Source organism: Paracoccus halophilus (assembly GCF_000763905.1).
GTDB classification, from domain to species: domain Bacteria; phylum Pseudomonadota; class Alphaproteobacteria; order Rhodobacterales; family Rhodobacteraceae; genus Paracoccus; species Paracoccus halophilus.
In genome coordinates, this window is sequence record NZ_JRKN01000006.1 from 40,984 (window position 1) to 62,722 (window position 21,739).

At 69.1% G+C, this 21,739-nt stretch carries 17 protein-coding genes and 1 riboswitch; of the genes, 10 read left to right on the forward strand and 7 right to left on the reverse strand.

The genetic code is table 11. The annotated features are described in order from the left end of the window. Positions 1 to 75 precede the first annotated feature (75 nt). On the reverse strand, positions 76 to 5,586 hold the full coding sequence (locus IT41_RS05955; protein WP_036739645.1) for an alpha-2-macroglobulin family protein: 5,511 nt from the start codon (positions 5,584 to 5,586) through the stop codon (positions 76 to 78). 291 nt (positions 5,587 to 5,877) lie between these two features. On the opposite strand from IT41_RS05955, the gene IT41_RS05960 reads away from it, so the two are divergent. From IT41_RS05960 to IT41_RS21270, 8 genes are all read left to right on the forward strand, one after another. Beyond that, positions 5,878 to 6,588 carry a response regulator transcription factor gene (locus IT41_RS05960; protein ID WP_036739458.1) on the forward strand — a complete coding sequence of 237 codons (711 nt, stop codon included), beginning with the start codon at positions 5,878 to 5,880 and terminating at the stop codon, positions 6,586 to 6,588. Beyond that, positions 6,585 to 7,775: an FIST N-terminal domain-containing protein gene (locus tag IT41_RS05965; protein WP_036739460.1), complete on the forward strand. Its 1,191-nt coding sequence runs from the start codon at positions 6,585 to 6,587 to the stop codon at positions 7,773 to 7,775. The genes IT41_RS05960 and IT41_RS05965 overlap by 4 nt, the downstream gene beginning before the upstream one ends. Then, positions 7,772 to 9,100 (forward strand): ATP-binding response regulator, encoded by a 1,329-nt coding sequence (locus IT41_RS05970; protein WP_081967475.1) that lies wholly within the window; start codon positions 7,772 to 7,774, stop codon positions 9,098 to 9,100. The genes IT41_RS05965 and IT41_RS05970 overlap by 4 nt, the downstream gene beginning before the upstream one ends. 91 nt (positions 9,101 to 9,191) lie before the next feature. After that, entirely contained in the window at positions 9,192 to 9,974 is a 783-nt protein-coding gene (locus IT41_RS05975) for an SDR family oxidoreductase (protein WP_036739463.1), read from the forward strand. A 60-nt stretch (positions 9,975 to 10,034) separates the two neighbouring features. After that, positions 10,035 to 10,124: riboswitch (glycine riboswitch) on the forward strand. A 137-nt stretch (positions 10,125 to 10,261) separates the two neighbouring features. Beyond that, positions 10,262 to 11,374, forward strand: coding sequence for a glycine cleavage system aminomethyltransferase GcvT (gcvT, locus tag IT41_RS05980; protein WP_036739465.1), 1,113 nt, complete (start codon positions 10,262 to 10,264; stop codon positions 11,372 to 11,374). 11 nt (positions 11,375 to 11,385) lie between these two features. After that, positions 11,386 to 11,742 (forward strand): glycine cleavage system protein GcvH, encoded by a 357-nt coding sequence (gcvH, locus tag IT41_RS05985; protein WP_036739468.1) that lies wholly within the window; start codon positions 11,386 to 11,388, stop codon positions 11,740 to 11,742. 117 nt (positions 11,743 to 11,859) lie between these two features. Beyond that, on the forward strand, positions 11,860 to 14,694 hold the full coding sequence (gene gcvP, locus IT41_RS05990) for an aminomethyl-transferring glycine dehydrogenase (RefSeq protein WP_036739649.1): 2,835 nt from the start codon (positions 11,860 to 11,862) through the stop codon (positions 14,692 to 14,694). A gap of 174 nt (positions 14,695 to 14,868) precedes the next feature. After that, positions 14,869 to 15,144 carry a hypothetical protein gene (locus IT41_RS21270; RefSeq protein ID WP_036739469.1) on the forward strand — a complete coding sequence of 92 codons (276 nt, stop codon included), beginning with the start codon at positions 14,869 to 14,871 and terminating at the stop codon, positions 15,142 to 15,144. 408 nt (positions 15,145 to 15,552) lie between these two features. Here the strand turns inward: IT41_RS21270 and IT41_RS06000 are convergent, their stop codons facing one another. The 5 genes from IT41_RS06000 to IT41_RS06020 form a co-directional block, all read right to left on the reverse strand. Further along, positions 15,553 to 15,792, reverse strand: a complete 240-nt coding sequence (locus tag IT41_RS06000; RefSeq protein ID WP_036739471.1) for a Trm112 family protein — start codon at positions 15,790 to 15,792, stop codon at positions 15,553 to 15,555. After that, positions 15,789 to 16,427: an LON peptidase substrate-binding domain-containing protein gene (locus IT41_RS06005; RefSeq protein WP_036739472.1), complete on the reverse strand. Its 639-nt coding sequence runs from the start codon at positions 16,425 to 16,427 to the stop codon at positions 15,789 to 15,791. The genes IT41_RS06000 and IT41_RS06005 overlap by 4 nt, the downstream gene beginning before the upstream one ends. 1 nt (position 16,428) lies before the next feature. Then, complete coding sequence (gene trxA / locus IT41_RS06010; protein WP_036739474.1) at positions 16,429 to 17,340, reverse strand: thioredoxin; 912 nt, start codon at positions 17,338 to 17,340, stop codon at positions 16,429 to 16,431. Between the two features lie 99 nt (positions 17,341 to 17,439). Continuing rightward, positions 17,440 to 18,225, reverse strand: a complete 786-nt coding sequence (locus IT41_RS06015) for an exodeoxyribonuclease III (RefSeq protein WP_036739475.1) — start codon at positions 18,223 to 18,225, stop codon at positions 17,440 to 17,442. Positions 18,226 to 18,310: 85 nt separating this feature from the next. Next, positions 18,311 to 19,060 carry a hypothetical protein gene (locus IT41_RS06020; RefSeq protein WP_036739477.1) on the reverse strand — a complete coding sequence of 250 codons (750 nt, stop codon included), beginning with the start codon at positions 19,058 to 19,060 and terminating at the stop codon, positions 18,311 to 18,313. An 89-nt stretch (positions 19,061 to 19,149) separates the two neighbouring features. Between IT41_RS06020 and IT41_RS06025 the strand changes: the two genes are divergently transcribed. Further along, on the forward strand, positions 19,150 to 19,695 hold the full coding sequence (locus IT41_RS06025; RefSeq protein WP_036739478.1) for a MarR family winged helix-turn-helix transcriptional regulator: 546 nt from the start codon (positions 19,150 to 19,152) through the stop codon (positions 19,693 to 19,695). A gap of 151 nt (positions 19,696 to 19,846) precedes the next feature. Here the strand turns inward: IT41_RS06025 and IT41_RS06030 are convergent, their stop codons facing one another. Continuing rightward, complete coding sequence (locus tag IT41_RS06030; RefSeq protein WP_036739479.1) at positions 19,847 to 20,533, reverse strand: response regulator transcription factor; 687 nt, start codon at positions 20,531 to 20,533, stop codon at positions 19,847 to 19,849. Positions 20,534 to 20,666: 133 nt separating this feature from the next. Between IT41_RS06030 and ribA the strand changes: the two genes are divergently transcribed. Continuing rightward, positions 20,667 to 21,728: a GTP cyclohydrolase II gene (ribA, locus tag IT41_RS06035; protein WP_036739481.1), complete on the forward strand. Its 1,062-nt coding sequence runs from the start codon at positions 20,667 to 20,669 to the stop codon at positions 21,726 to 21,728. The last annotated feature ends 11 nt before the right edge of the window (positions 21,729 to 21,739 follow it).

Below are 21,739 nucleotides of genomic sequence, written 5' to 3' on the forward strand. Positions count from 1 at the left end.
AGCACGGCTTTCCCGAAAGGCGCGGACCTGACGCCGCGGCGCCCCGCCATCGGCGGAAGCGGGCCGATGCCCGCCTCAGCGCGTCACGGCGACCGTGCCGCCATCGCTCCAGGCGCGGTAGCCGGGGCGATACATGTCCTCGACGCTGGCGGCGGGATGGCGGAAGCTGCCCGGCGTCACCGCGCGCACGATATAGGCCAGGCTGAACGGCTGGTCCGAGGTCCAGGTCAGCGCGGCGGCGAAACGGTCGGCGCGGAACTCGGTCATCTCGGCCGAGCTCTGCCCCTCGAGCCAGTCCAGCGCCGAGACATCGCCGGCGCGCAGCAGGTTCGGATTGTCGATCTCCCAGCCCGCCGGCAGCGGATCGGCGACGATCAGACGGCCGCCGCCGCCGGCTTCGGGATAGACGCGCAGCGCGACCACCATGCGCGTGCCCTGCGGCAGGCTCGAGGGGTCGATCGCCTCGCCCTCAAGGCTGTAATAGCCGCGCTCGATCCGGTAGCCGCGACCGCCCTGCGCCGGGCTTGTCGCGGGTTTGCCGGTGGCGGTCATGGTGACCTCGACCGGGGCATCGCCGGCATTCGAGATGCGGGCCGCGTCATCGGGCAGGCCGAAGACCGGCTGGCCAAGCGGGACATCGTTCAGCAGCACCGGCGGCGCCGCCACCGACAGCGCCCTTGCCGCCATCACCGTCCAGAGCGATTCCTGGGTGGAAAGCGGCTGCCCGCCCTCGGCCATCCGCGCGATCCGCTCGGCCAGATCCGAGGTCAGGCCGGTCAGATCGATGGCCTGCGTCCCGGCATCCGCCGCGACCGCCAGAAGCGCCGTCGCATCGCGCAGGCGGGTGCCGTAATCGGGGCGGTAATCCGGGGCCTCGTCCGTGGTCAGATCGACCAGATCGCGCGCCCGCGCGAACAGCCGGTCGGCGCGCAGCTGATCGCCATATGAGGCCAGCGCCGCCGCCAGATTCGCCGCCGCCATCGGCGTCGAGAAACTGTCGGCCGCGGTATCGGCGTAATAGCGCAGATCGCCCACCGTCGCGGCGCGTTCCCGCGCCAGCACCGCCAGCGCATAGGCCAGCGCCGCATTCTCCGAGGCCTGGGCATATTTCGGATCGCCCGCGTAATTGGCCTGGTTGCGCAGGTTGTCGATCGCCATGCGGAACGCCTTGTCCGGCACCTGATAGCCCATCGCCCGCGCCCGCGACAGGAAATCGGTGACATAGGCATCCAGCCACAGATCGCCCGAACCTGCCGACCAAAGCCCGAAACCGCCATTCGAGCCCTGCCGGGTCAGGATCTGGCCGATGGTCTTCTGCACCCGTTCGGACGTGTCGCCGTCCTCCGCGCCCTGAACCCCCTCAAGCTCGGCAAGCCCGGTCAGGTAGAGCAGCGGCATCGCGGCCGAGGCCATCTGTTCGGTGCAGCCATAGGGATAACGCGACAGCCGCGCCAGCGTCCCCGCCACATCCAGCCGCGCATAGGGGCCGACGGCGGCGGTCAGCACCGCGCCCGGAAGCATGTCCTGCGTCAGCGCGGCCGGCACGGCGACGCTTTCGCCCGGCGCGACGGTCAGGCGTTCCCGGCGCTGGATATCGGCCTCGTTCAGGGCAACCGGGATGGCGATATCCTTGGTCAGCTGGCTGCCATCGGGCGCGGTCAGCGTCAGGCGCAGATCGGCACGCCCCTCGGCATCGCCGGCGGTGACGGGCATCTGCAGCTGCGCCTCGGCCTGTTCCGCCAGCGTCACGCCGGCCTGCGGCAGGCTGGCCGTCAGCGCCGCGCCGCCGGTCTGGCTCACGGCCAGGCCGACCTCGCCCGCCGGGCCCGAGACATGGGTCAGCCGCAGGCCGACCTGTGCCCGGTCGCCGGGCGCGAGGAAGGCCGGCGCGGTCACCGTCAGCACCACCGGATCGCGCACCAGGACCGAGGCATCGGACTGGCCGACCCCCTTGTCCGACCAGACCACGGCCATGACGCGAAGCTCGCCGTTGAAATCGCCGACCGGCACCTCGACGCGGGCGGTACCATCGGCGCCCAGCGTCACCGGCCCGGAAAACCAGCTCATCAGTTTCTCGGTCGGCGGCGGCGCCTCGGCATTGGCCGAAAGGCTGGCATCGCCGCCTTCGCGCAGCGCGCCCTCCGGTGCGCCGCTGGGCAGGATCAGCCGCCCGTAAAGATCGCGCAGCCCGACGCCCAGACGCCGCTGGCCGAAGTAATGCCGGCCGGGATCGGGCGGGGCAAAGCGGGTCAGGTTCAGGATGCCCTGATCGACGGCGGCGATGGTGGCGTGAACGGTATCGCCGCCGGCGCCCGCCACCGTCAGCGTGACCGGGATCGTGCCGCGCGGACGGGTCTCCTGCGGTGCCTGGATGCTGGCGGTCAATTGCCGGTCGCCGGGATCGACGGCGGCATGGGCCAGACCCAGGGCGCGCACCGGGCGGCGATCCTCGGGGCCGGCATCCGCGACGCCGCGAATGGCGCTGACGGTGACGTAAACGCCCGCGCCCCAGTCATCGGTCACCGGCAGCTCGATCTCGTTCTCGCCCTCGGACAGGTCGACCATGCGCATGGCGACCAGCCGGTTCGACATGACCGAGACCAGCCCCAGCCCGTCCGAGGCCGCCTGCACCGTGACCCTGGCGGTTTCGCCGCTGCGATAGGCGGGCTTGTCCAGCACGACCTGCAGCCGGTCCGGCGTCTCGCTGCCCGCGCCGGCGATCGCGCCCCAGCCGGCGTAAAACCGCACCGAGCTTTGCCCGCCCTGCCCCGAGGCCGGCTCGGCCACCAGCTCGTACTGGCCCCAATCGACGCGGGCGGCGATCTCGGCCGGGACCTCGCCCGGCTCGGCCACACCTTCGTCGATGCGCCGCCGCGTGGTCGTCGCCTCCCAGTTCCACTGGCCGCCGATGGAATACCACTGATAATCGGTGTCGATGCGGTTCAGGACCCAGCGGACCGGTTCGCTGACCCGCCCCAGATCCGGGCCGACGGCCAGCAGGGCGAAACGCGCCTCGGCATTCTCGGGGACGGTATCGCCCTCGAACAGCGGGCGGATGCCGATGGCGGGCGCCGCGGGCATGACAAGACGGGCTTCGCTGCGCTCGACCGGCCGGCCGGCGCCTTCGCGGATGTTCACCACGATCTCGGCCCGGTAGGGCTGCGGGCCAAGCCGGTCCGCGTCGGGCAATTCGGCCCGCGCGCTGTAATTGCCCTGCGCGTCGGTCTGGCCGGGGGGCAGGGTTTCGGTCACCGACTGGGTGTCATCGTCGTGACGCCCGAAGGAATAGCCCTGATAGGCGTCCAGATCGCGCGCCGGGGCCAGGCGCAGCAGCCCCTCGACCGGCAGGTCGGCGGCCGGCGCGCCGAACAGCCAGCGCGCGGTCAGCGACAGGTCCAGCGTGCCGCCGGCCATGGCCGGGCCTTCGGGCAGTCGCGGGGTGAAGTCGATCCTTTCGGGCAGGAAATCCTCGACCAGCAGCGGCGCGGTGGCCAGCGCCGGGCCATCCGCCTCGGTGCGCAGTTCCAGCCGCCAGGTGCCGCGCGGCGCATTGCCGGGGATCTGCCAGCTGACGATGCTGCCGCCGGCCCCTGCCGGCGTGGCGGCAAGGCGCAGCTGCTCGACCCCGTCGGGGCGCAGGATCACGGCGGTCAGCGGCAATCCGTCCAGCGCGCGGGCGCCGGCATCGCGGGCCAGAACCGTCGCGTTCACGGTTTCGCCCACGCGATAGGCGCCGCGATCGGTGGTCACGAACAGGTCGATCGGCGGCGCCGGCGGCGCGCCTTCGACGCCGCGATCGGACAGGTCGAATTCCGGCTCGGTCAGCGACAGAAAGGCCATGTCGCGGGGCGCGCGATCGCCCCCCTCGCCCTGCCATTCGGTGACCGTGACCATGGCCGGCTCGGCACCGCCGCGTCCCATGGCCAGACCGGGCGCGAAATGCGCGACGCCCCGGTCGTCGGTCAGCGCCCGCGCCAGCACCTCGTTCGAGCGGCTGACCAGCGCGACCTCGGCCCCGGGCTTGGCCGTGGTGTCGTTCAGGCTGCGCACCACGACGGTCAGCCCGTCGGTCCCCGCAAGCGTCGAAATCCCGAAATCCGAGATCACGAACCATTGCGTCGCCAGCCCGGTTTCCGAGGCCGGCCGGTCGGCCAGACTGGCCTCGGCGATATAGATGCCGGGCTGCAGCGGCCCCGCCTCGGCGGGGATCGCCAGGCTGGTGGTCAGTTCGCGATTGACCGCATCCTGCCCCATGGGCCTGGCGATCTGCGCCCGGCCCCGCCAGATCTCGCGCGCCATCCCGGCCGAGAAGTAATCCGCCTGCCAGCTGTCCAGCGGCGTGGCGAACATGTCCTCGGCCATGGCGCGGATCAGGTTGCGGTCCGAGATGCGCAGCAGGCGCAGGCCGATCTCGTCGGCATTGACGGTGACCACCGAAAGCCGCTGATCGCCCGAGGCCGGCAGCACATAGGCCCGGCCGGGGAAACGCACCTCGGGGTCGCGGTCGCGGATATAGCCCTGCAGCGGCACATCGCGCGCCAGCACCTCGCCATCGGCGGCGGGCAGCCCGGCGCGCAGGGTGATCTGCACCTGCCGGCCATGGCCCATGCCGCTGACGCACAGCTGGTTGCCATCCGGCTCGACCGTCAGATCGCCCTCGGGCAGACGCAGAAAGGGGGCGTAATCGGTCCCCGGCGCCAGATCGCGCGACAGAACGGCGCAGAAGCGCGGCACCTTGCCCTGCGCGTCGATCTGCGTGTCGGTGACGCGCAGGCCGTTGCGCTCCTCCGAGGCCTGCAGCGCCCCGGCGATCTCGCCGTCATCGGGGGCAAGCCGGTTCGCCAGCCGCAGCGCCGACAGCCCGTCGCGGCCACGGTTCAGCCGCTCATCGGCCCGCGCCAGATGGAACAGCGCCCGCGCGGCGGTGGTGTCGTCCTCGGCCCGCAGATAGCCGTTGATCGCCATATGCGCGGCCGAAGCGGCGGCCTCGCGGTCGCCTTCGCCGCGCGTCTGAAGGGTCAGGCGCGCCAGATCCGCCCAATCCCCGGCATTGTCGTCGCGCGCCACGAAACCGGCCAGCAGCCGCGCCGCCGCCTCGGTCTGGCCGTCGCGCTCAAGCGGCCCGACATGGGTGGCGGGCGTGCCCTCGGTGCCCATCGCGGGATGCATGGCGGCAAAGGTGCGGGCCTGTTTCAGGGCGGCGGCAAGATCGTCGGCGCCGATGAAGGGCGCCGCCCCGGCGCGATCCGTGGCGCGCCGGATGCGCTCGGGCGCGGCGCTCACCACATAGCCCGACACCGCCCCCTGAAAGGCCGCGGGCGCACCGGCATCGCCCTTGGGGAAACAGGCGCGCGAGCGCTGGTTATAGGTCACCGCCTGACAATCGGCATTGCCCAGACAGGCCTGGATGCAGGCCTGCAGCGTGGTGTCGAAGATGCGGGCCAGATCGCCCCCCGGCATGTCGGTATCCGCGCGCAGCGTCACCCGACGCTCGGGGATCGGGCTTTCCTGGGCGCCGGCCGGGCCTGCGATCACAATGCCGGCAAGAACTGCCGCGAGGAACCGGTGCCGGACGGGATGCGCCATGAGCCAATCTCCATTTTTCGCCTGCCCATCTTGTGCCATTGCCCGGCCCCGCTGGCAATCCGCCGGCGGCTGGCCGGGTGGTGATTCTGCGCCCGCCGCGCACCGGCTTTGCCGTGCTGGCGCGCCCGGCGGCTTGTGTCGGCGGAAAGTTCAATACATCCTTGGTGGTAGCAGAATTGCGCCACAGGAAATATGAACCTTGCGCCATATCGGCAGCGGCCTAGAATGGAGAGGCGCCAGCAGTGCCGCCAGGCCCTCCTGACATGCAAGCGTTTCTTTGGGAGGAGAACGATGGCCTTAGCCAAACAGCCAGAATCCGATCGCGCCGGCCCGCCAAGACCAGGCGCCGAGCGGGTCCGCGAAATCCTGATCGTGGACGATCACCCGCTGATGTGCGACGCGCTGGCGCTGACCCTCAAGATCAGCTTCGGGCTGAAAAGCGTGCGCACGGCGCGCAGCCTTGCCGCCGCGCAGGAGCAGATCCGCCGTCAGGGCGCGCCCGATGCGGTGATCCTCGACCTGAACCTGCCCGATGCGCGCGGCGCCGAAGGGCTGGTCACGCTGCGCCGCCAGATCCCCGGCGTGCCGATCACCATGATCTCGGCCGATCTGGAAAACGCCATGATCTCGGTCGCGATGGCGGCGGGGGCGCAGGGCTATATCTCGAAATCCCTGGGCCGCGAGGCGCTGGTCGACAGCCTGCGCCGGATGTGGAACGGCGAACGCGTCACCCCCGACAGCTACGAGCCCGAACAGGCCAGCGAAGAGGATGCCGCGCGCGCCGAACTGGCGCGGCGCTTCGCCAGCCTGACGCCGCAGCAGATGAAGATCCTGCGCCTGATCTGCCAGGGCAAGGCGAACAAGGAAATCAGCTATGAGCTGTCCATCGCCGAGGCCACCGTCAAGACCCATATCACCGCCATCATGTCCAAGATCAACGCCCGCCGCCGCACGCAGGCGGTGCTGCTGGCCAATAGCATCCGGCTGTTCGAGCCGGCATGATCCCGGCCGATCCGCAGCAGGAGGCGGCGGCCGCTTCGCCGGGTGAAAGCCCCCCATTCGCGCCCGTCGCCGCCGCCTTTCCGGCCGGCGCCGCTGATCTGGCGGCGCGGATTCATGCCGCCATGGCGCCGCACCGGCCGGCGCTGCTGCTGCTGTTCGGCATGCCGGCGGGCGGCCTGGGCGCGCTTGGCCGCGAATTGCGCGCGGGGCTGGGGCAGGGCTGCCTTGTGGTCGGCTGTTCCTCGGCCGGGCAGATCGGGCCGCAGGGCTACTGTCAGGACATGGTGGCGGCGCTTGGCTTTCCGGCGGCCAGCTTCCGGGCGGCGGCCTGCCTGCTGCGCGATCAGGCGCGGGTGCCGGCCTCGGCCTGGATGGCGACGCTGCGCCGGGCCTATTCCGAATTCCGCCCCGATCCGGGCCGCGCCGGTTTCGGCATCCTGCTGGCCGATGCCCATGCCCGGCAAGAGGATGTGCTGGCGGCCACGCTGGACGCGGCGATTCCGGGCCTGCCGGTGATCGGTGCCTCGACCGCGTCGGGGCTGGAATTCGACCGGGGTTGCCAGATGATCGACGGCCAGGAATGTCCCGGCGCGGCGATATTCGTGCTGATCGAGACCGATCTGGCGGTGGCCGAGCTGTCGTTCTCGCATTTCAGCCCGACCGACCGGCGCGCGGTGGTGACCGCCGCCGATCCGCAGAACCGGATCATCGTGGAACTGAACGCCGAGCCCGCGGCGCGGGAATATGCCCGGCTGGCGGGCATCCCGCCCTCGGCCATGACGCCCACGGAATTCGCCCGCCACCCGCTGCTGCTGCGCGCCGGCGGCCGGCATCATGTCCGCGCCATCCGCGCCGTCACGGCCGAGGGCGGCCTGCAGCTTCTGTCGGGGATCGAGCCGGGCAATATCCTGACCATCGGCCGCGCCATGGATATGATGCGCGGCTTTGCCGAGGCGCTGGAGGCCCTGCCCCGCCCGCCGCTGATGGTGCTGGGCTTCGACTGCATCCTGCGGCGGCTGGCGCTGGAGCGCGAGGGCATGGCCGGCCGGATGTCGCGGCTGCTGGCGCGCCATCGCGTCGCCGGTTTCAACACCTATGGCGAACAGCATCGCGGCATGCATGTGAACCAGACCTTTGTCGGCATGGCGCTCATGCCGCCCGATCGCGACGGGGCCGCGCTGCCGTGAGCTTTCTGCGCAAGGACGAATCCGAGGCCCGCCGGGTCGAGAAACTGACCCGCATCACCGATGTGCTGGTCGAGCGGATCGACCGGCTGGAAGCGGGGCGCGGCTCGGCCTGGTCGATGTTTCAGGCCGCCGTCGCGCTGGAGCAGGAGGTCGAGGCCCGCACCCGCGAACTGGAACAGGCGCTGGCCGACCTGTCGGAACGCAACCGCGAACTGGCCGTGGCGCGCGCCGCCGCCGAAGAGGCGAACCGCTCCAAGACCCGGTTCCTGCGCGCCGCCAGCCACGACCTTCTGCAGCCGCTTTCCGCCGCCAAGCTGTTCCTGTCGGCGCTGACCGATTCGCCCCTGGACGATTTCCAGTCCGAGCTTGCGCAACGCCTGTCCGGCGCCTTTGATTCGGTCGAGGAACTGATGCATGCGGTTCTGGACATCTCGCGGCTCGACAGCCAGCGGATCGAGTTCCAGCGCAAGCCGGTCGATCTGGCCGCGCTGTTTCGGCGGCTGGCCATCGAATATGCGCCGATGGCCGAGAGCAAGGGGCTGCGCCTGTCCTTTGTGCCCAGTTCCGCCGTGGTCGAAAGCGATCCGGTCTTTCTGCGGCGGATCGCGCAGAACCTGATCTCGAACGCGATCAAATATACCGATTCCGGCGGCGTGCTGGTGGGGGTGCGCCGGCGCGCCGGGCAGGCTTGGATCGAGGTTCGCGATACCGGCATCGGCATCGCCGCCGAGGACAGGACGCGCGTGTTCGACGAATTCCAGCGCATCGCGCGCGACGGGGGCGCGCCGGGCATGGGGCTGGGCCTGTCCATCGTGCGCCGCGCCTGCGCCAAGCTGGGCCATCCCATCGCCATGGACAGCACGCCGGGGCGCGGAACGGTGTTCCGCATCGGCCTGCCGCTGGTCGAACCGGGCGTCAGCGCCGGCGCGCCCGGCGCCGGGCGCGCCGGCCCTTCGCTGCGCGGGCGGGTGGCGCTGGTGGTGGAAAATGACGACGCCATGCGCCGCGCCTATGAGTTGCTGCTGGGCGACCGGCTGGGCATGGTCGCGCGGGTGGCCGGCGCCACGACCGAGGCGCTGGCGATGATGGGCGACGAGCCGCCAGATGTGGTGATCGCGGATTACAATCTGAACAATGACGATACCGGCCTGCGCAGCATCGAATCGCTGCGCCGGGCGGCGGGGCTGCCGGTGCCGGCCATTCTGGTGACCGCCCGGCGCGACCCGGATATCGGCCGCGCCTGCATGGCGATGGCGGTGCCGATGCTGGAAAAACCCCTGCGCCCCGAAGAGTTGCAGGCCGTGCTGCAAAGGCTGCTGGGTTAGCGCCGGCGCCCCGCATCCCCGACATCCGAACTGGACAAATGCCGCGCAGCGCGCTTCCCTTGGGCCAGTTCAAAGCGAAACGGGGGCCGGGATGGATCTGGGCATCAGGGAAAAGAAGGGGCTGGTCTGCGCCGCCTCGAGGGGCTTGGGCCGGGGCTGCGCCGAGGCGCTGGCCGCCGCCGGCGTCGATCTGGTCATCAATGCGCGCGGCGCCGACGCGCTGCGGGCCACGGCCGATGAGATCGCGGCGAAATACGGCGTCAAGGTCACGCCGGTCGCCGCCGATATCGCCACCGAACGCGGCCGTGGCGCCGTTCTGGACGCGCTCGAGGGGCAGGCGGATATCCTGGTCAACAATGCCGGCGGCCCGCCGCCCGGCAAATGGACCGACTGGGACCGCGACGATTTCATCGCCGCGATCGACGCGAATATGCTGGCCGCGATCGCGCTGATGCAGGCGCTGGTGCCCGGCATGATGGAACGCGGCTGGGGCCGGGTGGTCAATATCACCTCGCAATCGGTACGCATGCCGATTGCCATTCTGGGCCTGTCCAATGCCGCCCGCGCCGGGCTGACCGGCTTTGTCGCCGGCATGTCGCGCCAGGTCGCGCCGCATGGCGTGGTGGTGAACAACCTGCTGCCCGGCATCCATGCGACGGCGCGCGCCGACAGCCTGGATTCCGGGGTCGCCAAGGCCGAGGGGATCACCGTGGACGAGGCCCGCCGCCGTCGCGAACAGACCATCCCCACCCACAGCTATGGCCGGCCCGAGGATTTCGGCGCCACCTGCGCATTCCTGTGCAGCCAGCATGCGCGGTTCATCGTCGGCCAGAACATCCTGCTGGATGGCGGTGCCTCGAATATCTCGATCTGATGCGCCGTCCGGGCCGGCACGAAACCCCTTGCCAGAATCCGGCGGCCCGGATACGACAAAGGTCGGAAATCGGGAGACACTGGCGCATGCCAGGGCCGAAGGAGCAACCGCCCCGGTAAACTCTCAGGCAAAACGAACCGTTTCCGCTGAACGCTCTGGAGAGAGGCGGCCCCCAACATGGCCGCCCGCCGAAGGGATAACGATCTCAGGCGCCCCTCGCGGGGTAGGGACAGAGGGGGCATCGAAGCAGGCCGGACAGGTCCGTCCGCAAGACTAGGGGGATGCTCATGGCCGATCTTCGGCGCACGAAACTATACGATCTGCACGTCGCGCATGGCGCGAAGATGGTGCCCTTTGCCGGCTGGGAAATGCCGGTGCAATATCCGATGGGCGTGATGGGCGAACACCAGCACACGCGCGCCCATGCGGGGCTGTTCGACGTCAGCCATATGGGGCAGGTGATCCTGCGCGGCGAGGGTGTGGCCGAGGCGCTGGAGACGCTGGTCCCGGCCGATATCCTCGGGCTGAAACAGGGCCGCCAGCGTTACGGGCTGTTCACCAATGACACCGGCGGCATACTCGACGACCTGATGATCGCCAACAAGGGCGACCATCTGTTTCTGGTGGTGAACGCCGCCTGCGCCGAGCAGGACATCGCCCATCTGCGCCAGCTCGAGGCGCGCGGCATCACCGTCACGCCGGTCACCGACCGCGCCCTGCTGGCGCTGCAAGGGCCGCAGGCCGAGGCGGTTCTGGAACGGCTGGTCCCCGGTGTCGCGGCGATGAAATTCATGGATGTGGCGGAATTCGACTGGCAGGGCGCAACGCTTTGGGTCAGCCGCTCGGGCTATACCGGCGAGGACGGCTATGAGGTCTCGGTCCCCGAGGCGCAGGCGGTTGCCTTTGCCGGGGCGCTGCTGGACCAGCCCGGGGTCGCCTGGATCGGCCTGGGCGCGCGCGACAGCCTGCGGCTTGAGGCCGGGATGCCGCTTTACGGCCATGACATGGATGCCGGGACCACCCCGGCCGCGGCGGGGCTTGGCTGGTCGATCCAGAAGGTCCGCCGTCAGGGCGGCGCGCGCGAGGGCGGCTTTCCCGGCGCGGAAACCGTGCTGGGCGAACTTGCCGAAGGTCCCGCGCGGACCCGTTTCGGGTTGCGCCCGGACGGCCGCGCGCCGATCCGCGAAGGGGTGACGCTCTTCGACGCATCCGAGGGCGGGGCCGAGATCGGCAAGGTCTGCTCGGGCGGCTTCGGCCCCTCGGTCGGCGGACCGATCGCCATGGCGATCCTGCCCGCCGCGCTGGCCGAGGGCGATACCGTCTGGGCCGAGCTGCGCGGCAAGCGCGTGGCCGTGACCGTCACCGCACTTCCCTTCCACCAACCTAGCTACAAGCGCTGAGAGGCCGAGGCATGCTGAAATATACCGAAGACCACGAATGGCTGAAACAGGATGGCGACGAGATCACCGTCGGCATCACCGCCCATGCCAGCGAACAGCTGGGCGATGTCGTCTTCATCGAACTGCCCGAGGTCGGCCGCGAGGTCGAGGCCGGCGAGGAAATCGTGGTGATCGAATCGGTCAAGGCGGCGTCGGACATCACCGCCCCCGTGGCGGGCGTGATTACCGCCGTGAACGAGGACCTGCCCGATGCGCCCGGCGCGGTGAACGACGACCCCCTTGCGGCCTGGTTCTTCCGCATCAGGCCCACGGATGCCGATCTGTCCGGCTTCATGGACGAGGCGGCCTATAACGAACTGATCGGCTGATCCGTTGCCCTGCCGGGTCCCGTGGCCCGGCAGCGGCGGGGGCTGCCGGCCCCTCCCCCCCAAGGATGTTTCTGCAGGAAAGAGGCCGCTCGGCGGTTTCTGTGAAGGATGGCGAAGATGGCGCGCTGGACCCGCTCTGACTACAACCCCGACGATTTCGCGAACCGCCGGCATATCGGCCCCACGCCGGCCGAGATGGCCGAGATGCTCAAGGCGGTCGGCGCCGAAAGCCTGGAGGCGCTGATCGGCCAGACCGTGCCCGCCGCCATTCGCCAGACCGAGCCTCTGGACTGGCCGGCCCTGTCCGAGGCGGCGCTGCTGCAACGCATGCGCGAGGTGGCCGGCCGCAACCGGGTGATGACCAGCCTGATCGGACAGGGGTATTACGGCACCGTCACGCCGCCCGCGATCCAGCGCAATATCCTGGAGAACCCGGCCTGGTACACGGCCTATACCCCCTATCAGCCCGAGATCGCGCAGGGCCGGCTCGAGGCTTTGCTGAACTTCCAGACCATGGTGGCCGATCTGACCGGCCTGCCGGTGGCCAATGCGTCCCTGCTGGACGAGGCGACGGCCGCGGCCGAGGCCATGGTCATGGCGCAGCGTGTCGCCAAATCCAAGGCGCAGGCGTTTTTCGTCAGCGAGAACCTGCATCCGCAGACCATCGCGGTGATCGAGACCCGCGCCGCGCCGCTGGGGATCGAAATCCTGCGCGGCGCGCCCGAGGACTGCGATCCCGCCTCGGTCTTCGGGGCGATCTTTCAGTATCCCGGCACCTTCGGCCATCTGCGCGATCTGAGCGCGGAATGCGACGCCCTGCACGCGGCCGGGGCCGTTGCCGTGGTCGCGACCGATCTGCTGGCGCTGTGCGTCTTGCGCGAGCCGGGTGCGATGGGCGCCGATATCGCCGTGGGTTCGGCGCAGCGCTTTGGCGTGCCGATGGGCTATGGCGGCCCGCATGCCGGTTTCATGGCCTGCCGCGACGAGATGAAGCGCGCGATGCCCGGCCGCATCGTCGGCGTTTCCATCGACGCCAAGGGCAATCAGGCCTATCGGCTGTCCCTGCAAACGCGCGAACAGCATATCCGCCGCGAAAAGGCGACCAGCAATGTCTGCACCGCGCAGGCGCTGCTGGCGGTGATGGCGGGCTTCTATGCCGTCTTCCACGGCCCGGTCGGGCTGCGCGCCATTGCCCAGCGGGTGCATCTGCACGCGGCCACCCTGGCCAATGCCCTGCGCGGCGCCGGCTTCGAGGTCGCGCCCGAGACGTTTTTCGACACCATCACCCTGCGCGTCGGCGTCGGCCAGGCGGGCATTCTGGCCGCGGCCGAACAGCGCGGCATCAACCTGCGCCAGGTCGGCGATGATCGCGTGGGCATCAGTGTCGATGAAACCACCGATGCCGGGGTGATCGCGCGCGTTCTGGATGCCTTTGGCGTCCACGACGCGCCCGTGCCCGCGACCGAGCCCGCGATTCCCGACGGGCTGCTGCGCGAAAGCGATTTCCTGACCCATCCGGTCTTCCACATGAACCGCGCGGAATCCGAAATGATGCGCTACATGCGCCGGCTCTCGGACCGCGATCTGGCGCTGGACCGGGCGATGATCCCGCTGGGCTCCTGCACGATGAAGCTGAACGCGGCGGCCGAGATGATGCCGATCACCTGGCCGGAATTCAGCGCGCTGCATCCCTTTGCGCCCGAAGCTCAGGCCGCCGGCTATCACGAGGTTTTCGCGGATCTCACCGAAAAGCTCTGCGCGATCACCGGCTATGACGCCTTTTCGCTGCAACCCAACAGCGGCGCGCAGGGGGAATATGCGGGGCTTCTGACCATTGCCGCCTATCACCGCTCGCGCGGCGAGGATCGCGATATCTGCCTGATCCCGGTTTCGGCCCATGGCACCAACCCGGCCAGCGCGCAGATGTGCGGCATGAAGGTCGTGGTGGTGAAATCCGCGCCGAACGGCGATATCGACCTTGAGGATTTCGCCGACAAGGCGGCCAGGGCCGGCGACAAGCTGGCGGCGGTGATGATCACCTATCCCTCGACCCATGGCGTGTTCGAGGACACCGTGCGCGAGGTCTGCCGCATCACCCACGATCACGGCGGGCAGGTCTATATCGACGGCGCGAACATGAACGCGCTGGTCGGGCTGGTGAAACCCGGTGAGATTGGCGGCGATGTCAGCCACCTGAACCTGCACAAGACTTTCGCCATTCCGCATGGCGGCGGTGGTCCGGGCATGGGGCCGATCGGGGTCAAGGCGCATCTGGCGCCCTTCCTGCCCGGCGATCCGCGCGGCGGCGATGGCGCGGTTTCGGCCGCGCCCTGGGGTTCGGCCTCGATCCTGCTGATCTCATGGGCCTATATCCTGATGATGGGGGGCGAGGGGCTGACCCAGGCCACCCGCGTCGCGATCCTGAACGCCAACTATATCGCCAGCCGCCTGGCCGGGGCCTATCCGGTCCTGTTCATGGGCAATCGCGGCCGCGTCGCGCATGAATGCATTCTGGACACGCGGACCTTCCAGGCCCATGGCGTGACCGTGGACGACATCGCCAAGCGGCTGATCGACAACGGTTTTCACGCCCCCACCATGAGCTGGCCGGTCGCCGGCACGCTGATGGTCGAGCCGACGGAATCGGAGACCAAGGCCGAGATCGACCGCCTGATCACCGCCTTCCTCGCCATCCGCGACGAGATCACCGAAGTGGCCGAGGGCCGCATCAGCGCCGAGGCCAGCCCCCTGCGCCATGCCCCCCACACGGTCGAGGATCTGGTAGTCGACTGGGACCGCGCATATTCGCGCGAGCAGGGCTGTTTCCCGCCCGGCGCGTTCCGGGTGGACAAGTACTGGCCGCCGGTCGGCCGGGTGGACAATGCCTATGGCGACCGCAACCTGATCTGCACCTGCCCGCCGCTGGAAAGCTATGCCGAGGCGGCCGAGTGACACGCGGCCAGGGCGTTTCGGGCCGAGGTTGATCCGTTCCTTCGCAGCGGCGAGCGTCTGCCTTGCATGTCATGGGACCATGACGGGCGGGCGGACGCCTGCCTGCCGCTGGCGCGACAGGCGGGCTGAGCGACGGCATTGCGTTGAAAGCCCCGGAAACCGCCGTCACGGCGCATGCTCCTGCGTCGCGATAATGTCGAGCGGCTGAAACAGAAGCCCGCCATCCGCCTCGGCCGCCTCGGTGCATTCGCGGATGGTGGCAAGAAGATTCGCGAAAATGATCGATTCGTTGCCGTCAATGTCGCGGAATATCCCATCCACGACGCCGCCGCCGTTCCGGATGCCGAAAAAACGCCGGCCGCCGCCGCCAGCAGCGACTGCACCTTGTCGCTGGCGTTCCTGACCGAAACGAATCCGGAAATCCGGCTGCTGCGCGCGCGGCCCATATAGCCGCGTATGCCCTTGCCGTCATCGGGCATCATCACCGGCAACCGGCCCGCCGGAGTGTTCGCCGCCGAGGGATAGATCGTGGACCGGCGTCATGGACATCGGCATTGGACTGGCCGAAACCCATCAGCAGGATGCTGTAGGGTCGTGCCGCCGGCGCCGCTGGGTCGCCCGGTTTCTGGTCGGACGCATTGCCGTTCACGAGTAGCTCTCCTGGCCCGTGTTGCTCGCCGTCGTTCCAGCGAGGCCGGCCGCCAATCGACGAGGTTGCGCATGTCTCCGGATGCCCCGCGAGAAGTCGCGCGCCGGGTGGCCGAAGATGTGCTGCGCTTCGGCGCGGGCAACGGTCCGGGCGGGCGAGGTCGCCGGCAAGTGCTTATTCCCGACGTCCAACCGGCGACATTTTGCGCCCTATCCCGCCTTGATCTGCCGCGCCTCGTTCAGCAGCATGATCGGGATGCCGTCGCGGATCGGAAAGGCCAGGCCGGCGGCCTTCGAGATCAGTTCCTGCGCCGCAGCGTCATAGCTGAGCGTCGCATGGGTAACCGGACAGACCAGTGCCTCCAGCATGTGGCGGTCGAAACCGCGTTCTGGATTCGCGCGGGCGCGCGCGGCCCCTGTCCCGGGGCTGGTTTCGGGGGTGTCGCTCACTGGATCGTCTCCTCACTGTCGCCGGCACGCAGCGCGTATTCCAGGAGCCCCTCCAGCAATTCGCGCCGCGCCGACAGCGTCGCGCATTCCAGGAGCGCCTGTTTTTCCTCGACGGCGAAGGGCAGCATCATCGACAGCGAATTGATCAGCGTCTCTTCGTCCGAGGCCTCGGCCTGATCCCAGTCGGCCGAAAGCTCATGCAGTTTCAGAAAGCGCAGCAGGCGCGCCATGAAGGGCTGGCGGGCGAATCCCGGATCGCGCTCGGCGTCCGAGGACAGGTCGCCCTCATAGCCCGACCAGCCGACCCGGGCGCGGATATAGGGCGTGAAGCCGGGCTGTATCTCGCGCAGGTGAAAGCGCGAGATCGCCCTGAGCGAGATCATCAGACGCCCGTCATCCAGTTCCGAGAACGCGCCGATCCGGCCCGCGCAGCCGACCTGGGCCAGCGCGTCCAGCCCGCCCTCGGCCGGCTGGATCATCCCGATCAGCCGCGCCGGGGTTTTCAGCACATCCTCGACCATCTGCAGATAGCGCGGCTCGAAGATCTGCAGGGGCAGCCGCGCGCGCGGCATCAGCACCGCACCGGGCAGGGGAAACAGCGGGATCGTCTCGGGCAGGTCGAATCCGCGCCGCATGTCACGCAAAGATCAGCGACGACAGGCGCCGGCGCCCCTTTTGCGCGATGGGATCGGTGGGTTTCAGCGAATCGAAGATGGTGATCAGCTGCGCCTTGGCGGCGCCGTCATTCCAGTCGCGGTCGCGGCGGAACCCCTCCAGCAGCTGATCGATCGCCGCCTCGACCTCGCCGGCGGCATGCAGCGCAGTGGCATAGTCGAAACGCGCCTGCTGATCGCCGGGATCGGCCTCGACCCGGGCGCGCAGATCGTCCAGCGGGCCGGCATTCGCCGCCTGTTTCGCCAGTTGCAGCCGGGCGCGCGCGGCCTCGACCGGGGCGGCGCCGGCAATGGCCGCCGGGATCTGCGACAAGGCCGCCTCGGCCCGGTCCAGGCTGCCGGCGGCCAGATGGGCGCGGATCAGCCCGCCCCAGGCCTGCGGGTTTTCCGGCTCTTCGCCCAGGATCGCGGCGAATGTCTCGGCCGCGTCCTCGGCCGCGCCTTCGGTCAGCATCGCCTCGGCGGCATCCAGCGCCTCGGCCAGGCCGCCATCATCGCCGCCCATCGCCACCAGCTTTTCGACGAATTGCCGGATCTGGCTTTGCGGCACCGCGCCCTGAAAGGCATCGACCGGCTGGCCCTGAAAGAAGGCATAGACCGTCGGGATCGACTGCACGCGCAGCTGCCCGGCGATCATCTGGTTCTCGTCGACATTGATCTTGGCCATGCGGACGCGGCCCTTGTGGCGCGTCACCTCGGCTTCCAGCAGCGGGCCCAGCGTCTTGCACGGGCCGCACCAGGGCGCCCAGAAATCGACGATCACCGGGACCTGCATCGAAGCCTCGACGACATCGGCCATGAAGCTGGCCTCGGTCACATCCTTGATGATATCGGCGGGGGTCTGGTCGGCGGGGGCAGAGCCAAGCTCAAGCATCGGGATTCCTCTTGCGGACGGGTCATCCCCTAGATGGAGCAGCACCGGCCGCGATGCAAGGCCGCACCGGACAGCCGCCCGCCGCGCCGGCCCGGCCGGCTAGAGGTCGAAACTGGCAAGGACGGGCACATGGTCGCTGGGCTGTTCCCAGCCCCGGACCGGCCGCAGGATGCGGCTGCCATGCCCGGCGCCGGCGATATCGGGCGTGGCCCAGATGTGATCCAGCCGCCGGCCCTTGTCGGCGGCGTCCCAGTCGCGCGCGCGATAGCTCCACCAGCTGTAAAGCAGCCCCTCGGGGATGTCCTTGCGGGTGATGTCCACCCATTTGCCGGCATCCTGCGCGGCGCCCAGATGCTCGACCTCGACCGGCGTGTGGCTGACGATCTTGAGAAGCTGCTTGTGCGACCAGACGTCGTCTTCGCGCGGCGCGATGTTCAGATCGCCGACAAGGATCGACCGCGCCGGCCTGTCGGCGTGAAAGACATCGCGCATCTCGGTCAGGAAATCCAGCTTCTGGCCGAACTTCTCGTTCTGTTCGCGGTCGGGAATGTCGCCGCCGGCGGGAACATAGAAATTATGGATGGTGATGCCGCTTTCCAGCCGCGCCGCCACATGGCGGGCATGGCCAAGGCCGGCATAGTCGCGATCGCCGGCATCCTCGATCGGCAGTTTCGACAGGATGGCGACGCCGTTATATCCCTTTTGCCCGCGCGCCACGACATGGCGGTAGCCAAGCGCGTGAAAGGCCGCCAGCGGGATCTTCTCGACCGGGCTCTTGGTTTCCTGCAGGCACAGGATATCGGGCGCCTCCTCGGTCAGGAAGCGGGCGACCAGCGTCTCGCGCAGGCGGACCGAGTTGATGTTCCAGGTGGCGATGGTGAACATGGGGCGCTCCTTTCGTCGGGGCGGACCCTAGGGGTGCGCCCGGCGCTTGTCCACCACCGCGTCAGGATGCGCGAAACCCGGCCCGTCATTCCACCCTGCCCGGCAGGCTGAGATCGCCCGAGGCGATGTCGAAGACATCGGTGACGCAAAGCAGCGGCGCATGGATATTCGCATGCACCCGCAGGGCCGAGGTCACGCCGTCATAGGAGATGCCGGCGGTTTCGACCGGCGCGGCAAAGGGCACCGTGACCGCGATTTCGGGGCCGTCGAAGACCGGCGTATAGCCGGGGCTGTCGATAAAGATCGGCAGGCCGGGCCAGGTCGGCGGCAGGGCGGGCGTTTCGCCCTCGGGGATGTCGCGCACGCCCAGCGCGCCCTCGCCGCAGGCCTCGGTCGGGGTCAGCACCACCCAATGGCTGTGCCATTTTGTGCCGTCATTGGCGGGATCGCCGTCGGCATCCTCGTCGAACAGGGGGGTGTCGTCGAAATCCGGGTGGCTGGTGGCGGCAAAGGCCAGGATGCCGGTCTTGCCCTCGAACCCGACCGCCGAGGGATCGAGCGAGGTCGGCCAGACATAGGACAGCACCGGCGCGCCGCCCAGCTGCCCCGCCGGCTCGGGCGTGTCGGCGCCCGCGACCCCGTTGGTGGTCATGCGAAAGGTGACGGTCTGGCCATTGCGCGTGGCATGGGCGGCCAGAATGTCAAACGACGCGGTGATCGCCTGATCGGCGGCCGATTTCACCGCATTTTCCTGGTCGATGGCGTGATTTTCGTCCGCCAGCGCGGCGCCGGCGCCAAGGGCAAGCGCCGCAAGTGAAACTGTGAGCCTGATCATCCTTCGGTCCTCCGTTGCTTTGGCCAGACCCTTTATAGTAGCGAGTCGATACTATTGCAAGGTGATTTCGACTCGAATATATATGGCGGATGAACCACCGCGACCGGATCCGCCTGCTGATCAACCGCCACGCCCGGCTTGACGCCGCGCTGATGCGCTCCGCGCAGCTGAATGCGGTGCAGGTGGTGGCGCTGGAATATCTGGCCAATGCCAACCGCTTTTCACGCTCGCCCTCGCATGTCGCCGACTATCTGGGCACCACGCGCGGGACCATGTCGCAGACGCTGAAATCGCTTGAGGCCAAGGGGCTGGTCAGCGAAGAGCGCCTGGCCGATGACCGGCGGTCGATCCGCTATCGGCTGACAGAGGCGGGGCGGGCGGCGCTGCGGGCGGCCAATGCCGACCGATGCGCCGACACCGGCATGAACGACGCCGATCAGGCGATGCTGGAGCGCCTTCTGGCGCGCAGCCTGGCCGATCGCGTGGCGCGGACGGGAACGAAAATGTTCGGCATCTGCCGCGAATGCCGGCATCACGAGTTGCGGCAGAACGGTCAGCGCTACTGCCACCTGCTGAATGTCGTGCTGGCCGAGGAGGAGGCGGAACAGCTTTGTCACGAACAGGTGCCCGCCTGACCCGCAAGACCACCCCGCCCCCGCCCGGATGACGAAAGGCCCGGCCGCCGGATCGCACCGGGGCCGGGCCGTTCCGGTGGCCGCATCCGCCGGCCACTGGGCTTCTTGGTGGCAACCCGCGACGGCGGTCGCGGGTTCCGGCCGGTCCCGGTCAGGCGACCAGACGGTAGCCGCCCGATTCCGTGACCAGCAGCCGCGCGTTCGAGGGATCGGGCTCGATCTTCTGGCGCAGGCGATAGATATGGGTCTCCAGCGTATGCGTCGTGACGCCGGCATTATAGCCCCAGACCTCGTGCAGCAGCACATCGCGCGCCACCACCCCGTCCTGCGCCCGGTACAGGAATTTCAGGATATTGGTTTCCTTTTCGGTCAGGCGGATCTTGCGGTCCTTGGCGTCGATCAGCATCTTCATCGACGGCTTGAAGGTATAGGGTCCAAGCTGGAAGATCGCGTCCTCGGACTGCTCATGCGTGCGCAGCTGCGCCCGCAGGCGCGCCAGCAGCACGGGAAACTTGAACGGCTTGGTGATATAGTCGTTGGCGCCGCTGTCCAGCCCCAGGATCGTGTCGGCATCGGTGTCATGCCCGGTCAACATCACCACCGGGCATTTGATGCCCTGCTTGCGCAGCCGCTTGCACAATTCGCGCCCGTCCGTATCGGGCAGGCCGACATCCAGCACCACGAGGTCGAAAATCGCGCCCTTGCTGGCCTCGACGGCCTCGGCGCCGGTGCCGGCCTCGAACACTTCGAAGTCTTCGGTGGCGGTCAGCTGCTCGGCCAGCGCCTCGCGCAGATCCTCTTCGTCGTCCACCAGCAGGATCTTTTTCAGTCCGGCCATTCTTGCCTCCTTTGACGTTATGGCGGAAACCTGTGGCCGAGCCGGGGCCGCGTCCAGCGCATTGCAGCAATTCTCACATGGAGTTGTCGGAAAAACGCCCTATGTTTCAGTTTGTTTCAATTCCGCAGGTGCCATGAGCCTGATCCCGACCCTGACCGAGACCCTCTCGCGCGCCCGCGCCGATCTGCGCATGGGCCTGCCGGTGCTGATCGGCGACCATCTGGCGGCGGCGGCCGAGACGGTGTCGCCCGGGCGGGTGCGCGCCATGCTGGACCTCGGCCCCGCGGTTCTGGCGATCACCGGCCGGCGGGCCGAGACGCTCAAGGCGCGCGTCTATGACGGCGACATCGCCCGGGTCGAGGTGGCGCGCGACGCCAGCCCCGACTGGCTGCGCGCGCTGGCCGATCCGGCGGGCGACCTGATGACGCCGATGAAGGGGCCGTTCCGCTGCGCCCGCGGCGGCGACACCCTGCCCCATCGCGCCGCCATCGCGCTGGCGAAATCGGCGCAGCTTCTGCCTGCCGTGCTGCTGGTGCCCTCGGACGCCCCGCCCGAGGGGCTGACCCGGCTGCCGCCCGGCCCGGCGCTGGCGCAGCTGGCGACCGAGGCCGCCCTGGCCCCGGTCGCCGCCGCGCGCCTGCCGCTCCTCGCGGCCGAGAACGCCAGGCTGCATATCTTTCGCCCCGATGACGGCGCGACCGAACATTACGCGGTCGAGATCGGCGCCCCGCCCCGCGACGCCCCGGTTCTGGCGCGGCTGCATTCGGCCTGTTTCACCGGCGATGTTCTGGGCAGCCTGAAATGCGATTGCGGCCCGCAGCTGCATGCCGCGCTGGCCGCCATGGGACAGGCGGGCGCAGGCGTGCTTCTGTATCTGAACCAGGAGGGGCGCGGCATCGGTCTGGCCAACAAGATGCGCGCCTATGCCCTGCAGAATCAGGGCTTCGACACGGTCGAGGCCAATCACCGCCTGGGTTTCGAGGATGACGAGCGCGATTTCCGCATTGGCGCCGGCATCCTGAAAAGACTGGGCTTCGCTTCGGTGCGGCTGATGACCAACAACCCGCGCAAGGTCGCCATGCTGCAGGATCAGGGCATCGAGGTCACCGAGCGCGTGCCGCTGATCACCCCGCGCAACCGGCACAATACCGGCTATCTGGACATCAAGGCGCAGAAATCGGGCCATCTGCTGTGAGGCTGCTCCTG

Coding starts and splice junctions, on each gene's coding strand:
- IT41_RS06015 (WP_036739475.1), bottom strand. CDS start 18,225: ATGTTCACCATCGCCACCTGGAACATCAACTCGGTCCGCCTGCGCGAG.
- IT41_RS21270 (WP_036739469.1), top strand. CDS start 14,869: ATGCTCCTGCGTCGCGATAATGTCGAGCGGCTGAAACAGAAGCCCGCC.
- gcvH (WP_036739468.1), top strand. CDS start 11,386: ATGCTGAAATATACCGAAGACCACGAATGGCTGAAACAGGATGGCGAC.
- IT41_RS06020 (WP_036739477.1), bottom strand. CDS start 19,060: ATGATCAGGCTCACAGTTTCACTTGCGGCGCTTGCCCTTGGCGCCGGC.
- gcvT (WP_036739465.1), top strand. CDS start 10,262: ATGGCCGATCTTCGGCGCACGAAACTATACGATCTGCACGTCGCGCAT.
- ribA (WP_036739481.1), top strand. CDS start 20,667: ATGAGCCTGATCCCGACCCTGACCGAGACCCTCTCGCGCGCCCGCGCC.
- IT41_RS06025 (WP_036739478.1), top strand. CDS start 19,150: ATGAACCACCGCGACCGGATCCGCCTGCTGATCAACCGCCACGCCCGG.
- trxA (WP_036739474.1), bottom strand. CDS start 17,340: ATGCTTGAGCTTGGCTCTGCCCCCGCCGACCAGACCCCCGCCGATATC.
- IT41_RS05965 (WP_036739460.1), top strand. CDS start 6,585: ATGATCCCGGCCGATCCGCAGCAGGAGGCGGCGGCCGCTTCGCCGGGT.
- IT41_RS06030 (WP_036739479.1), bottom strand. CDS start 20,533: ATGGCCGGACTGAAAAAGATCCTGCTGGTGGACGACGAAGAGGATCTG.
- IT41_RS05955 (WP_036739645.1), bottom strand. CDS start 5,586: ATGGCGCATCCCGTCCGGCACCGGTTCCTCGCGGCAGTTCTTGCCGGC.
- gcvP (WP_036739649.1), top strand. CDS start 11,860: ATGGCGCGCTGGACCCGCTCTGACTACAACCCCGACGATTTCGCGAAC.
- IT41_RS06005 (WP_036739472.1), bottom strand. CDS start 16,427: ATGCGGCGCGGATTCGACCTGCCCGAGACGATCCCGCTGTTTCCCCTG.
- IT41_RS05975 (WP_036739463.1), top strand. CDS start 9,192: ATGGATCTGGGCATCAGGGAAAAGAAGGGGCTGGTCTGCGCCGCCTCG.
- IT41_RS05960 (WP_036739458.1), top strand. CDS start 5,878: ATGGCCTTAGCCAAACAGCCAGAATCCGATCGCGCCGGCCCGCCAAGA.